Source organism: Dyadobacter sp. 22481 (genome assembly GCF_052044875.1).
GTDB classification, from domain to species: domain Bacteria; phylum Bacteroidota; class Bacteroidia; order Cytophagales; family Spirosomataceae; genus Dyadobacter; species Dyadobacter endophyticus.
Genome location: NZ_JBQENV010000003.1, coordinates 1133136 through 1146348, shown reverse-complemented (window position 1 = coordinate 1146348; position 13213 = coordinate 1133136). Strand labels below are relative to the sequence as shown.

Below are 13213 nucleotides of genomic sequence, written 5' to 3'. Positions count from 1 at the left end.
GGAGTGCCGGAAGGCTTTTGGTTACGACTAGCCTGCCTGGAAGAACATGGTTGCCCATTTGCGCCTTAACTTTCCAAATATCGTCTCTCATTTATCCAGCGCGCCCGGCAGCAGCATCAAAAACGGTTCAGCCTTGGTGAAATCCAGCTGTTCGTAGAAAACCCCGAGCCGGTTCAGGTTCCGGTAGTAATCGTCTACGTGCTGATAATAATGTTGCTCCGATTGCACATACCATGCCACCGGCCCAAGCTTGTCCGATAGAAACCACTTTTCTAGCAGCCGTCCGGCGCGGCCGTTTCCGTCGTTGAAAGGGTGGATGCAAACAAATAGCAAATGGATGAACGAGGCGTAATAGAAAGTTTCTTCCAGTGATAAATTACAACGCAGGAGTTCGTCAATATCTTCCCACAGCTTGTCCATTTCTCCTTCTACCAAATGAGCAGGTGCTGCTTCAAATTGAATGCGGCCCGTTTTATGTTCCATCACCACCATGGCGTTCCGCCGGTGAGCGCCCCGGTAATGCGCCGGCAAGAGGTGTTCGGTAAGTATCCGGTGCACCTGTGAAAAGTGCTCGTTGGTGAGCCTGTTCTCCCTCGCGTAAATGTATGCGCGGAAAAGGTCGTTGGGCTTTTGGGTCAGTTCAGGGAGGTATTCGATGTGCTGGAGCTTGTGTTTGATGTAGCTGTCGACCTCCATGGGTTCGCCTTCGATTTTGGAGGATGTGATGACGGCAATGGAGGTGTAAAAGTTGAAAGAATCCGGCCGCACGAACGATTCGTCGAGTTGCTGCAATGCCTCATGCAACTTGCTCCCAAGCTGGTTGCGATAGTTTTCAAGTAACGTATCCGGGATGATCTTCATGGCAAAGCGGCGCAGGTTCGGTTGTAGGTCAAGTTACCAGTATTCTTTCAAATCCAAAAACCTTACCTTTGCACCGTAGAAAACGCGCGTCCGTGAAAAAGAAAATACTTCTGGTTACCCCGCCATTTACCCAGCTCAATACGCCTTACCCCGCTACCGCTTACCTCAAAGGGTTTTTGAATACTTTGGGCAGAGCGTCGTATCAGGCTGATCTGGGGATTGATGTGATCCTGGAATTATTTTCTTCAAAGGGATTGAAAAAGATTTTTGCCATGCTCGAAGCGTCGGATATCGAGCTGACGGACAATAGTTTCCGTATTTACGCGCTGCGGGATGAATACATTTCGACGATCGATCCGGTGATCCGTTTTCTTAAAAACAATAACCCCACACTGGCCCATAGCATTTGCGATCGCAGCTATCTGCCGGAGGCTAGTCGCTTTCAGCAACTGGAAGATCTGGATTGGGCATTCGGAACGATGGGTATCCACGATAAAGCCCGGCATTTGGCGACATTATACCTCGAAGACCTCGGCGATCTGATCCAGGAAGCCATCGACCCGCATTTCGGTTTCAGCCGGTATGCGGAGCGGTTGGGTCGGTCTGCGACGAGCTTTGATGAAATGGAAGCCGCACTGGAAACGCCGGATACGCTGCTTTCGCAGACGTTGAAGGATGTGCTGGAACAAAAAGTGACGCGATACCAACCCGATATCGTATGCATTTCGGTGCCTTTTCCCGGGAATTTGTATGGTGGTTTTAAATGCGGGCAGTATTTGAAAGCACATTACCCACATATCAAAATCGTGATGGGTGGCGGCTTCGCCAATACGGAACTGCGTTCACTGGAAGAGCCGCGAGTGTTTAATTACATCGATTTTATATGTCTCGACGACGGAGAGGCGCCGCTGCAATCCCTTTTGGAGCATTTGGATGGTGAGCGCGACCTCGCCAGTTTGAAAAGAGTGTATTCGCTGGTAGAGGGAAAGGTGGTGTATCACAATGGTGCGAAGGAAAAGGATGTACCGCAGCGCGAAACAGGTACGCCGGATTACAGCGATTTGCCCCTGCACGATTATCTTTCGGTCATCGAGATCGTGAATCCGATGCACCGTCTCTGGAGTGACGGCCGCTGGAACAAGTTGACGCTCGCACATGGCTGTTATTGGGGTAAATGCTCGTTTTGCGACATTTCCCTGGATTATATCCGCCGTTACGAGCCGATGACAGCTTCATTGCTCTGCGACCGCATTGAGGAAATCATCGCGCAGACGCAGCAGAACGGCTTCCATTTTGTAGATGAAGCTGCGCCGCCCGCATTGCTGCGCGACTTGGCGCTGGAAATTATCCGCCGGAAGCTCACGGTCGTTTGGTGGACTAATATCCGTTTCGAAAAGAACTTCACTTACGACCTCTGCCTGCTATTGAAAGCTTCGGGCTGCATCGCTATTTCAGGCGGGCTTGAAGTGGCCTCTGATCGCCTGCTCGAACGAATGAAAAAAGGTGTTACCGTTGCGCAGGTGGCGCGTGTGGCGGACGCGTTCACGCAGGCGGGCATTATGGTGCATGCGTACCTGATGTACGGGTTCCCGACGCAAACCGCACAGGAGACAATCGATTCGCTGGAAATGGTGCGGCAGATGTTCCAGCTGGGCGTGGTGCAATCGGGCTTCTGGCACCGGTTCGCAATGACCGCGCATAGTCCGGTCGGTTTACATCCGGAAGCGTTCGATGTCATGCGGCTGGGGCCGGATACGGGCACGTTTGCGAATAATGATTTGGAACATAACGACCCGCTGGGTGCCGATCATGACCGGTTTGCAGAAGGCTTACGCAAATCGCTTTTCAATTTTATGCACGGCGTTTGCCTCGATTTTCCATTGTCCAAATGGTTCGATTTCAAAACGCCGCCGACGTCTATTCCGCCGAATTACCTTGAAAAGAGCATCCACGAACCCGTAGAACTGGCGGCACGACCGAATGCATTCATTGTATGGACCGGCAGTTTACCCGAAATAGCTGTTTTTGAGGAAAGAAAAGGGAGGAAAGTACGCGAAATAGCGGAACTCGTTTTTTATAACAAGAAAAAAGAATGGGCCGTTGAAGCCGACGTCGAAGTAGGGGAGTGGTTGACTGAAATGCTTCCCAAATTGCTCATTGCCAATCCCGAACCTTATGCTTTCGAGCAATTTAGAAATGATTTTGAAGCAGCCGGACTAGGAAATTTCGATATATTCCTCAACTCCCGCACGTGGCAGGAGTTGAAAAAAGGGGGTATGCTTGTGCTTTAAGGCGTTAATAACGAAGCACTTCGAAATTTTCGAGGTTGTCGTCGAAAGCGGTAAATACAGCGGGATAGCCCGGTGCAATGTTACCTATCTTGTCTTGCAGCCCCAATGCGGTTGCCGGCCGGACAGTCGCCATTTCAATCGCTTCCTGAACTGGTATTCCGATGATTTCCACGGCATTCCGTACCGCGTCGCCGAGCGAAATAGTAGCGCCTGCGAGGTTACCATCCGAGTTGATGTATTTCCCGTCTTTCAAATAGGCATCAAATTCCCCCCATTTAAACTGCGTGACCTTTTGGCCTAAAAACAATGCATCCGAAATCAGGAAGAGCTTATCGCGCTTGATTTTGTAAGCAACACTCGCCGCGCCGAAATCACAATGGGTACCGTCTATAATGATTGGCGCATAAACAAATTCGGTGTCGAAAGTAGCGCCCACGAGCCCGGGAGCCCTGTGGCCAAATGCCGACATAGCGTTGTACAAATGCGTCACAAGCTGAATGCCCTGGTCGAATGCGGTCATAGCTTCGGCGTAAGTAGCATTGGAATGGCCTGCCGAAACGGCAATACCCGATTCGAGCAACATTTGCAGCTGGTCTTCGGTAAACATCTCCGGCGCGATGGTGATCAGGCGGATCACGTCCTTGCCATAGCGGATGATCTCGTCGAGTTCCTGGTCGGTTGGTTTGCGAACGAATGCCGCCAAATGCGCGCCGCGCTTGATCGGGTTCAGGTAAGGGCCCTCCAAATGCATGCCCAGCACGCCCGAATCCGGGTTTTTGGCCATATAGCTGCGCGTGGCTTCGATACCTTTAAGAATGTTATCGTGCGGTGAAGTAATGAGGGTCGGTAGCACGTAGGCGGTGCCGGTGTGGACGCTTGCCTGGTAAATATCATCGATCGTCTCCTGGTCGGCGCGCTCGGTGAAATAGAACTGCTCACCCCCATTGATGTGACTGTCAAAAAGCCCCGGCGCAAGGTTAGTTACCTGTGGCATGCCCGTCTTGGGTGTACCACTTTCGACGCTGCTGATGCGGCCATTTTCGACGACGATAATCTGGTTGAACAGGACTTCTGCTCCTGTAAAAACTTTCTCTGCAAAAAACTGGGTGGACATAATCAAAGGCTTGGTTTAGAAGCGCCCAAGAAACGAAAAATGGGCAGGCAGTCAAAGCACTATTTGATAATTATGTCGAATTTGGTCAAAAGCCCGGCCAGGTCCGACGACAGGAATTTTGCTTTGCGGATATTGTTCGCCGTGGGATCGATGGTGAAGTTCTTGCTGGTCGAAAAATCGGTGCTGCTGAGGTTGGTACCATCGAAAACGGCATCCCAGAAGTCGCAGTTATGCACTTTGCATTTCGACAAGTCGCTCTGCGTGAAATCGGCATTGTGGATTTTGCAGTTATTGAAAACCGTTTTGTTCAATTTCTTCCTTTCAAAAATGGCATAGTCGAGAATGCAATTCTCGAAAACGGCTGCAAATGCAAAGTCTTTGCTCTCCGAGAAATTGACGCCCGTAAGTTTGCAATTGAGGAACCCGATATCGGAAATTTTACAATTTTTGATTGATGCATTGCTCAGGTTACACTCCTCGAAAACGCAGTCGATGAAATCAATACCGGCCAGGTCGGTGAAGCTGCATTGCACAAACCGGACTTGTTCGTAGCTGTTTTCCAGCAATGGCTCAATGCTAAAATCTTTATTTTCAATAGTTTCGAAATCGCGGGTGTTGCGCATTGAGCCCAATGGATATTAAATGTATTGCTTGATGATGGATTTCAGCTGATCGGCCTGCACTACGCCCGACTGGCGCCAGAGCGGCTTACCGTTTTTGAACACGATCAGCGTAGGAACGCCCTGAATACGGTACGCCTGCGCCGCCGACTGGTTTTTGTCCACGTCGACTTTGATGATTGTGGCAGAATCGCCCAAATCCGCTTTAACTTGTTCAAGGATAGGTTTCATCATTTTACAAGGGCCACACCATTCAGCCGAGAAATCTACTAAAACCGGTTTATCGCTGTTGATCAATTCTGAGAAAGTTGCCATAACGCTACTGTTTTTGTCTGAAAGGATAACCCATCCGGACCGCGAAAGGTTTAATCTAACGCCAGTTATCCCTAAGAAACTTGCCCACACGTTTTTCCACAAATTCATAAGTGAAATGCGAATACAGGATCGTGAGGGCGATTGCGCTGAGCAGCGAAACCCCGAACATCAGTTCGTTATGCGGCGAATTTAAGAACCTGAACAACACGATATTGATGAAAATGAGCACGATCGCGTGGTTCAGGTAAATGGAGTAGGAGATTTTACCCAGGTATTGGAACGGCTTGCTGCTCAACATCTTCGTAACAACACCCGTGGAATTTGCGAAAATGACGATACCAATCGAGAAAATGAACGGGAAAACAAGTTTCCAGAGGTTTAGCTCCCAATGGTGCACGAAATACATGGCGGCCATCAAAAAGAGCAGGAACGGGATCTCGAATGCGGAAAGCTGAAATGTTTTCCGGCTTAATAGCCTTTGCGTGAATATGCCCAGCGAAAAACACAGGAGCCCGCGCACATAGCCGTAATCGTAGGCCAGCAGATACTCTCCTCTCGAATAAATGAAAATACCTGATAGCAACCCGATGATCGCGAATGCGGCATATTTAAACCTTGGTAAGGTCAAAACGACCAGCCCGAACACGACATAGGAAATCATTTCGGCGGAAATCGACCAGGACGGATAGTTATTGCTGATCCAACCCCCAAATACCGTGCTGGAACCCATGAATGTGAGCGCGTCCAGAGATGTGTATAAGTAATACCCCAGTCCCATTCCGCCGACGTTTTTGAATGCGCTGTGCTCACCGAGCAGGTTGGCTAATACAAAAACGACTTCGGTGTAGAAGAGGAGCGGATACAATCTGATAAAGCGCTTTTTCAGAAACGTCAGAAAATCGCCTGTGCTGTGAATGCGATCGACGTAGTTAAGTGCAATTACGAAGCCACTCAACACAAAGAAAAAGTCAACAAACAGGCTCGCGTTGATCACGAAAAAGTTGTTGTAAAGAATCGACTCCTTGAATGCATTGTGGTGGTGGGCAATGACCAGGACAGCGAATATGCCCCTTAACCCATCCAGTTGTTCAACTCTGTTCTTCATGCGTGGAATGCTGGAACCTTCCGGGAAGGTTCCCCGGCTCGGGGGAGCGTGTCAGGTGGTTATGGTGCTTATGGGTTGCGGCTGGGGTCTGATAATTTTTCTCAGACGTGGTACGGTGTCGAGGTATTTGATACCCAGAAAACGGATCATCACCGAATAGGGGAACCAGAACGCAATATCGTAGGGCCGGCCACCGGTAAAGAGCAGCACCACCATCGACAGGAAAAAGTACGCCAGAAAGGTCGTCAGCGGATTGGTATGGCGGCGTACCTCGCGGATCACGTACAGGAACATGAAGAAGTTGAAGCTGGCAAAAAAGATAAACCCGAAAATTCCGTGGTTTACCCAGGATTCGAGCAGCGGAACGTCCAGATAGTCGTTCTTATAACCCCTGCCGAGGAAGATGTCCCATGAATACAGTGTTTCCAAAAATTCTCCGAAACCACTCACCCGTCCCATCGCCGAATAATCGACATCCGCTTCTTCCGAAAGCCTCACCCCGGTGGAAGTAAAGATCACGTTCATGATCCGGTCTTGGAAAATATCCCAATAGCCTAGAAGCAGGTTCAGAATATTGCCATAGCGTGACAGAAAATAGTTGATCGCCAGTAATATGAGTATGATAAACACCATATTCCTGAACTTAAAGGCACTGCCGATGGCCGAAGTAATGTCCGAAAATTTGAAATGAAAGAGAAAGTACGCTCCGAAAGCGATCCCCAGGCCCAGGTAGCTTGATTTCGCGAGTGATAGTACCACCACGCCCATTCCAAACAACATCGAGAAAAACAGGAATAGCCTCGTGAGCAGATGCTTGGTGTTACCGAGCAATACCATCGCAGACAGGAGGGTAATAACTCCATTGCGCGCCGTAATGTGCGGGTTACCGCCCGGCTGGGCACCTTCGTTGGCGAAATTTACCGCAGCCCGCATCCCCGGCGTCCAGTTCGGGTCGGTGATGAGTGAGTAAACAAGAGTAATGTTTGTAAAGAATGAAAACAGGAAAAGTACCTGTATCAGCGTGTCTTTCACGTCGTTAGGGACGTGCATGAGCAATGCCAGGAACCCGAATGTGAACACGAAGTTACCGATATCCGCTACCGCCTTTCCCTGGTGGTTCATGAACATGAAGTACCAGAGGGTGAGCAGCAGAAATCCCGCTCCGAGGTTGATCAGGATGATATTCGGCTTGTAAAGTCGTTTGAAAAGCGTTGGCGGGACCATCAGCACCAGCGCGAGCGAAAAGAAAATCGCGGTAAAAACGCTGCTCGCAGGCCCAATGCCGAGTGTATCGCGAATGAAAAATATCAGCGGAAACCCGTTGAACATCATCGCGATGCCCATCGAATACCGGAGATAATTAAAATTGTTGGCTACATTAAATAAGCTCCAATTCATCTGGAAAGCCTGAATCTGATGTACTGAATATCTAACCGCAGAATGAAATAGGCAATTTTACGGACGCGGCACCAAAGATACTTCATTTTGTTGACTACCGGGGAACCGTTCGTTGAAATGTACAATTTTTGTACCCTAGCATGTTCCTCACGGCCGACGGTTGTCGCGATGGTCGACGACTTCGCTTCCGCATGTACGCGTAATGCGCCCCCGAGGCCATCGATCTTTTTAGTCGTAGTCGATTTGTGCGACGTGTACCGTGTAATGAAGTCGTAGTCGAATGCAAAACGGAACGATTCATCGAACATCCCATATTTTTCTACCAGTGAGCGCTTGAAAAACAGCGACTGGTTATGGATCTGCATCCCTTCCAGGATCTGGCAATCGAAGTCGTAAGAAGTTGTTTTGAGTATTTCGGTCACTTCGTCGTCGGTGGTGATCATGTACAGGTCGCCATACAGGATATCGACCGGGTATTTCAAAGCTGCTTCTCCAAAACGAGCGAAAGTACCGGGAAAATATACATCATCGGAATTTTGGAAGCTGATATACTCGCCCGTCGCCCGTTCCAGCGCCTTGTTGATGGCGTGAACCTGCCCGCGGTCCTTCTCCGAAACCCACCAGGAGAGGTGTTTTTCGTATTTTTTAATGATTTCTACACTGCCGTCGTTCGAGCCGCCGTCGACGATGATATATTCGAGATTGGGGTATCCCTGGTTAAGCACGCTCAGGATTGTTCTTTCGAGGAATGCCGCCTGGTTGTAGGAAGGTGTAATGACCGTCAGTTTCGGATACCGCTGCGCGTTGGCGGCTGCCGTGGCCGGTTTCAGTGCTGATACGGAGTTCCGCAGGTCCTGTGTGATTTGTTCTAAAAAATGCATGGAATCCTGTTTAAAACTGATCGATATATCTAGTCAACTCCTTCAATTTCGCGGCAATGCCTTTTCTCATTAACCGGTTGGGTAGGATATCGGCATGTTTTCCAAATGCCGGTTGGCCGCTGACTTCCAGGTCGTACCTCTTTTTCACTACAATGCGCTGGTATTCCATGAACAATGTCTGAAATGCCTTGTTTTCGGCAACCAACCCCGCGTGATCTGACCAGATTGGATCGAAATGCCCAAGCCCTGCAAAGTCGAGCGAGATGAGTGGTTGTCCATCGGCCTCGTAACCGTCATTTTTTGCAACGAGCATTTTGTTCAAAACTGCATTCAAACCATAATGCCAGCCGGGATTATGCAGTGTCTGCGTCGCAGGTACCCAAACCGGCACATAATTGAGCCAAAGCTGATCGGTATTCATGCCATTGCAAAGATCGAAATTGGCGCGGTCGATAGTCCGCTGCGCCCACCATTCCAGCACGGGTGTGGTTTTCCCCGAAGGTCGCAATGTCCAGCTTCCCGAGTGGTACATGCCTGCATTCAGAATGCGTTTGTCGTCCAGAATGGGCGATTTTTTCAAAGGAACCGAAATATTGGGTGTCAAAAACATCTCAGAGCCGGCATCCAGCAAGCTATTGAATGTCTTTTTGAGCTGCACCGTCGGTGCCAGGAACGTGAGTTGTCTGCATTCGGTGTGCTTCTTCAATATTTCCAACGCGAACCAGGGACGGCAGGCGGGCAGTAATTCGAAATCGTAATAATCCGCAACCATTGTATCCCAGCCGGGAATAGCTAATGCGGCCACCGGAAGAAGCTTTACACGCTCCGGAAGGTTGTTAATACTAATGGAATCAACCAGTCCGAGGTAAAAAACATCGTCGGGTTGGTGCTGTAACACAGAATCCGCCAGCGCCAGCGCATGCGCCAGGTTGGTACGGTTACAGACTGTGTATATAATATTCATGAACGACTATTCCGTTTCAGGCAAAGTTTTAAAGAAGGGTATTTCACCGATGTTGTTATGCGAAATGCCCGTCAAAGCAAAAGGTAACGTTGTGCCATTTTGATATTGGACACCATATTGCGCGAAATGGCTGCGCACAATGTCGGTGGGTGTTCTCAGATGCGGTAAAAAGCGATTGGCTTCCAGCTCCCAGAACAGCGAATCGGCATAAGGTAAATTCGCATTGTGGCGGTATTCGTGCGCCAGTTTTTTCTTGCTTTTCAAAGTAGCCGTCATCCGCTCGATCCGGCAAAGGTAAAGCCCGTTGTCGGCATAACCCGACCCGTATAATCGTTTTTCTTCCTCGGAAAGTCCCGAAATGCGTTTCAGGATACCCGGTGCACCACCGGCATGAGCCAGCGCAGAACCTGTTTTGAAATAATCATAACCCTGCTTGCACCAATAATACAGTTCATCTTTAACCACCCAACTGTTCAGTTCATGGATGAGTAAAAAGTCGCACCAGTTGAACCGGTCGTAAAAATCCGACATGAGGAAAAGCCGGCCCAAATGCTGTCTCGACTGAAAAAAATGCTTTGGGAAATGCACGACATCGATATTTTCGGCATGTTCGCGCACTACCGATAGATCGGCGCCTTCTCCCGCAATGAATATGATCGGATATTCCGCCAGGATATCCAATGCGTGATGCAGCATCTTTTCCTCCGTTGGGTCAATCTGGCGTTCAAGAATAGGAATAATAACGGTAACCAGCTCTTTCATCAGATCGTTTGCAGCTTGCCGATCAGATAATTGACAGGCATTTTGAGATATTTCCTCACACGCTGGTAACGACGCACAGGCGCGGGCTTGATGTAGGAGCAGGGGAAATTGCGGTAATAGGCGTTCCCGTTGCTGATCAGGCTGTTTTTGTATAATGCAAAAAGCTCGGTCAGGTCGGTGCGGGCGTTCAGCTCGAAGCGGTTCTGGTATTTCGAGAGGATGTCGGGTTTGGCGGGGTCGTACCCGCTGTAATGGAAGAAGATCAGGGGATTTTCTTCGTTGACATACCAATGGCCGTCGCGCTGCGAAAAGTCACGCTCGTGCAAATTCCAGTAAGCTGCGTTGTAGCCCGGGTTTCTTTCAATATGGGTATTCGGGACAAAGACGGGCAGGAAATTCATCCAGTTCTGATCAACAAAAAGTCCGTTACAGAGGTCGATCAGGCATTCGTAGCGCAGTTTCTCTTCCCACCACGAAATAAACCGGTCATTCTCTTCGGAACGGCTGAATGCCACGAAGCCGAGGTTATAAACGCCCGTATTGAGGTGATGCAACTCGTTGGGTATCAGTCGGTCGTTGATCGGCGTGTTGATATGCGGTGTAAGCACGGCATTGTGTTTCGCCAGCGAGTCGGTAAGGCCTGTTAATGGCTGAAATACAATGATATCCGGGTCGAAATAGATGACGTTTTTTGCCTCGGGGTAATGTTTGAAGAAATAGGTGAAATAAAACGGCTTTACCGCGGTATTAAGCTCTGTAATATTGTAACGCGCGCACATCTCCTGAAAATCGCGGATTTCAATCTTGTCGATCTCGATCATCGGGTAGTCGTGCGCATAGGAGTCTTCAAATGCAACTCCCTGAAGTGTGTCTACCAGGCCAATGAAAAACCGGACATCGGGATTGGTCGCTTTCAGCGAGTCTCCTAATGTCCGGGCTTGCGCGAGGTAATTGATGGAGCAAATGGTAAAGGCAATGGTCATTGATTGTGCTGTTCCGAAACCTGCATAGGTAGATACTTTTGAATAATGGCTTCGACGCTCGCTACGCTTTTGTCCGTGTTATGCCTTTCCAAGACTTTTTTACGGGCATTCTGCCCCAGCGTGTTCCGTAGCGACGGATCGAGGATCAGCTGGATGATCGCGTCCGAAGCTGCCGAGATATCCATATACGGAACTACAAAACCGGCATCGCCCTCGATCAGTTCCGGTGCGCCGCCGGCGTCTTCAAAGCAAACCACAGGAATTTCCTGCAATGCGGCTTCCATCACCACGAGCGGATAAGGATCTTCGCGGGAACTCAATAGTAGCACGTCGAAGCGGTTAATGTAGTCGAGCGCACGCGGAGTTGGCGGAATGAGGATGATTTTGTCGCTCAATCCCATTAGCCGGATATCGCTTTCGATCAACTCGTAGATCTCATGCTGCGGGCCTGCGCCCACCCACACGAAGTAAACGGGCAGTGGCTGTGTTTTGCGGATCACCCTGCTGGCGATCCAGTTAAAAATGTCGTTGCCCTTGCGCCATTCGGCGTTTCCGCAGCCACCTATCACAATGGCGTCTTCGGGGATTTTATAGGTTTTTTCGAGAATATCGTGCTGTACCGCAAGCAATCGCTGATCAATCCGCTCATGGTCGATAAGCGTGAAAGTGCTTACGTGCGTCGCGGGGAAATCGTATTTCCGGATATAATGATCGGCTACCGCATTGGAGACGGCAATCAGGCGATCAGTCTTTTTAAGCAGAAAAGCCAGTTGCTCCTCCTGGGTATAGATTTTCACCGACATCGCCAGCTCATGTACAAAGAGTACCAGCGGCAAGTCGTGAAAGGATTTCAGAAAGTCATAATAAACCTCCGCGTTGGCAATGGAATTAATGAAAACGAGGCCGATATTCTGCTGTTCCAGTTCCGCCAGTACCCTTTCGTTGCCTTTTTGCAGGGAGCGTTCTTCATAAATTTTCAGCAGGTTGGTCTTGCGGAGGAGCTTGCCGGTGAAGGGAGGCGTGGTAATCTTTTTGTTTTGATGAAGGCGCGTAACACCTACTACGTCCTCAAACTCCGCTTCAAGTTCACCTCCGTTACAGAGCAGCAGGTGCATCGGGACGCCGCGTTCTTTCAATAGCCTCAATAACTGCAGCAACAGCAACTGACTTCCTGCCCTGTTAGCATCATGACTTACAAAAAGTATTTTCTTCTGGTCCATTACCGATATTAGCTAGCTCAAACTTTCGTCACCGGATCGTCTCAATAAGCTTCGTAGCTCATCTTTCCGGGTACCTTTTTCGCAGGATTTCCGACATAGACGCCCCATTCTTCGGTTTCTTTCATGATGGCCGATGCCATCCCCACCAATGTTCCCTGCGCAATGGTCGTGTAATCGCGGATGGTGGCGTTCACTCCAAAGAAGGAGTACGATTCTACCACACAATGCCCCGAAAGCACCACATGCGAAGTAAAGAAGACGTGGTCTTTGATCTGGCCGTGATGGCCGATATGGTTGCCGCTCCACATCACGACGTTGTTACCGATGGTCGTGAACGGCTGGATCGTATTGTCTTCGAGAATAAAACAGTTCTCGCCGATCACATTATTGCAGATCGTCGCACGGGAACTGATATAGGAAATGAACTGGTAGCCTTTCGCTTTGGCGTGGTTGTAAATCGCCTCGCGGTTGCGGTTCATATTGCGGCCGGTCATAGGGGCAAAGAACTTGTATTCGGAAGGCGGGAAAATACTTTCCACATCTTCGAATGCTACCACAGGTAGGCCGTGGAAAGTGTCTTGTTCGATGTATTGGCGATTGACGGCGAATGCAACAACCTCATGATCAGAGTCATGGGTTAAGTAATAGTGCGCTAGTTCTGCTGTGTCGAGTACTCCAAAAACGATAATCTTCGCCATT

At 49.4% G+C, this 13213-nt stretch carries 13 protein-coding genes; 1 reads left to right on the top strand and 12 read right to left on the bottom strand.

Annotated features, from left to right (window positions below; translation table 11 throughout):
• Positions 1-87: 87 nt before the first annotated feature.
• The gene (locus tag ACTJJJ_RS23420; RefSeq protein ID WP_440703184.1) at positions 88-861 is read right to left on the bottom strand and encodes a Fic family protein; all 774 of its coding nucleotides are present in this window, start codon (positions 859-861) and stop codon (positions 88-90) included.
• A gap of 92 nt (positions 862-953) precedes the next feature.
• Here ACTJJJ_RS23420 and ACTJJJ_RS23415 point away from each other — a divergent pair, with 92 nt between their 5' ends.
• Positions 954-3152 carry a B12-binding domain-containing radical SAM protein gene (locus ACTJJJ_RS23415; protein ID WP_440703183.1) on the top strand — a complete coding sequence of 733 codons (2199 nt, stop codon included), beginning with the start codon at positions 954-956 and terminating at the stop codon, positions 3150-3152.
• Positions 3153-3156: 4 nt separating this feature from the next.
• Here ACTJJJ_RS23415 and nagA read toward each other — a convergent pair whose 3' ends face one another.
• Genes nagA through ACTJJJ_RS23360 form a run of 11 tightly spaced genes read right to left on the bottom strand, consistent with a single transcriptional unit; the run spans position 3157 to position 13212 of the window.
• Positions 3157-4266, bottom strand: coding sequence for an N-acetylglucosamine-6-phosphate deacetylase (gene nagA, locus ACTJJJ_RS23410; protein ID WP_440703182.1), 1110 nt, complete (start codon positions 4264-4266; stop codon positions 3157-3159).
• A 59-nt stretch (positions 4267-4325) separates the two neighbouring features.
• Positions 4326-4889: a pentapeptide repeat-containing protein gene (locus ACTJJJ_RS23405; protein WP_440703181.1), complete on the bottom strand. Its 564-nt coding sequence runs from the start codon at positions 4887-4889 to the stop codon at positions 4326-4328.
• 15 nt (positions 4890-4904) lie between these two features.
• Positions 4905-5201 carry a thioredoxin gene (gene trxA / locus ACTJJJ_RS23400; protein WP_188936144.1) on the bottom strand — a complete coding sequence of 99 codons (297 nt, stop codon included), beginning with the start codon at positions 5199-5201 and terminating at the stop codon, positions 4905-4907.
• A gap of 55 nt (positions 5202-5256) precedes the next feature.
• Entirely contained in the window at positions 5257-6306 is a 1050-nt protein-coding gene (locus tag ACTJJJ_RS23395; protein WP_188936142.1) for an acyltransferase family protein, read from the bottom strand.
• A gap of 51 nt (positions 6307-6357) precedes the next feature.
• Entirely contained in the window at positions 6358-7704 is a 1347-nt protein-coding gene (locus tag ACTJJJ_RS23390) for a hypothetical protein (RefSeq protein ID WP_440703180.1), read from the bottom strand.
• On the bottom strand, positions 7701-8585 hold the full coding sequence (locus ACTJJJ_RS23385; protein ID WP_188936138.1) for a glycosyltransferase family 2 protein: 885 nt from the start codon (positions 8583-8585) through the stop codon (positions 7701-7703). Before ACTJJJ_RS23385 ends, ACTJJJ_RS23390 begins: the two co-directional genes overlap by 4 nt.
• Positions 8586-8595: 10 nt before the next feature.
• Positions 8596-9549, bottom strand: a complete 954-nt coding sequence (locus ACTJJJ_RS23380; protein ID WP_440703179.1) for a hypothetical protein — start codon at positions 9547-9549, stop codon at positions 8596-8598.
• 6 nt (positions 9550-9555) lie between these two features.
• Complete coding sequence (locus tag ACTJJJ_RS23375; RefSeq protein WP_440703178.1) at positions 9556-10311, bottom strand: DUF5672 family protein; 756 nt, start codon at positions 10309-10311, stop codon at positions 9556-9558.
• On the bottom strand, positions 10311-11294 hold the full coding sequence (locus tag ACTJJJ_RS23370; protein WP_188936132.1) for a glycosyl transferase: 984 nt from the start codon (positions 11292-11294) through the stop codon (positions 10311-10313). The genes ACTJJJ_RS23375 and ACTJJJ_RS23370 overlap by 1 nt, the downstream gene beginning before the upstream one ends.
• Positions 11291-12514 carry a glycosyltransferase family 4 protein gene (locus ACTJJJ_RS23365; protein ID WP_440703177.1) on the bottom strand — a complete coding sequence of 408 codons (1224 nt, stop codon included), beginning with the start codon at positions 12512-12514 and terminating at the stop codon, positions 11291-11293. The genes ACTJJJ_RS23370 and ACTJJJ_RS23365 overlap by 4 nt, the downstream gene beginning before the upstream one ends.
• A 41-nt stretch (positions 12515-12555) precedes the next feature.
• Positions 12556-13212: an acetyltransferase gene (locus ACTJJJ_RS23360; protein WP_188936129.1), complete on the bottom strand. Its 657-nt coding sequence runs from the start codon at positions 13210-13212 to the stop codon at positions 12556-12558.
• Between the last annotated feature and the right edge of the window lies 1 nt (position 13213).

Excerpts from the sequence above, each read along its gene's own strand:
- ACTJJJ_RS23420 (WP_440703184.1), bottom strand. The coding sequence starts at position 861 with ATGAAGATCATCCCGGATACGTTACTTGAAAACTATCGCAACCAGCTT.
- nagA (WP_440703182.1), bottom strand. The coding sequence starts at position 4,266 with ATGTCCACCCAGTTTTTTGCAGAGAAAGTTTTTACAGGAGCAGAAGTC.
- ACTJJJ_RS23405 (WP_440703181.1), bottom strand. The coding sequence starts at position 4,889 with ATGCGCAACACCCGCGATTTCGAAACTATTGAAAATAAAGATTTTAGC.
- trxA (WP_188936144.1), bottom strand. The coding sequence starts at position 5,201 with ATGGCAACTTTCTCAGAATTGATCAACAGCGATAAACCGGTTTTAGTA.
- ACTJJJ_RS23395 (WP_188936142.1), bottom strand. The coding sequence starts at position 6,306 with ATGAAGAACAGAGTTGAACAACTGGATGGGTTAAGGGGCATATTCGCT.
- ACTJJJ_RS23390 (WP_440703180.1), bottom strand. The coding sequence starts at position 7,704 with ATGAATTGGAGCTTATTTAATGTAGCCAACAATTTTAATTATCTCCGG.
- ACTJJJ_RS23385 (WP_188936138.1), bottom strand. The coding sequence starts at position 8,585 with ATGCATTTTTTAGAACAAATCACACAGGACCTGCGGAACTCCGTATCA.
- ACTJJJ_RS23380 (WP_440703179.1), bottom strand. The coding sequence starts at position 9,549 with ATGAATATTATATACACAGTCTGTAACCGTACCAACCTGGCGCATGCG.
- ACTJJJ_RS23375 (WP_440703178.1), bottom strand. The coding sequence starts at position 10,311 with ATGAAAGAGCTGGTTACCGTTATTATTCCTATTCTTGAACGCCAGATT.
- ACTJJJ_RS23370 (WP_188936132.1), bottom strand. The coding sequence starts at position 11,294 with ATGACCATTGCCTTTACCATTTGCTCCATCAATTACCTCGCGCAAGCC.
- ACTJJJ_RS23365 (WP_440703177.1), bottom strand. The coding sequence starts at position 12,514 with ATGGACCAGAAGAAAATACTTTTTGTAAGTCATGATGCTAACAGGGCA.
- ACTJJJ_RS23360 (WP_188936129.1), bottom strand. The coding sequence starts at position 13,212 with ATGGCGAAGATTATCGTTTTTGGAGTACTCGACACAGCAGAACTAGCG.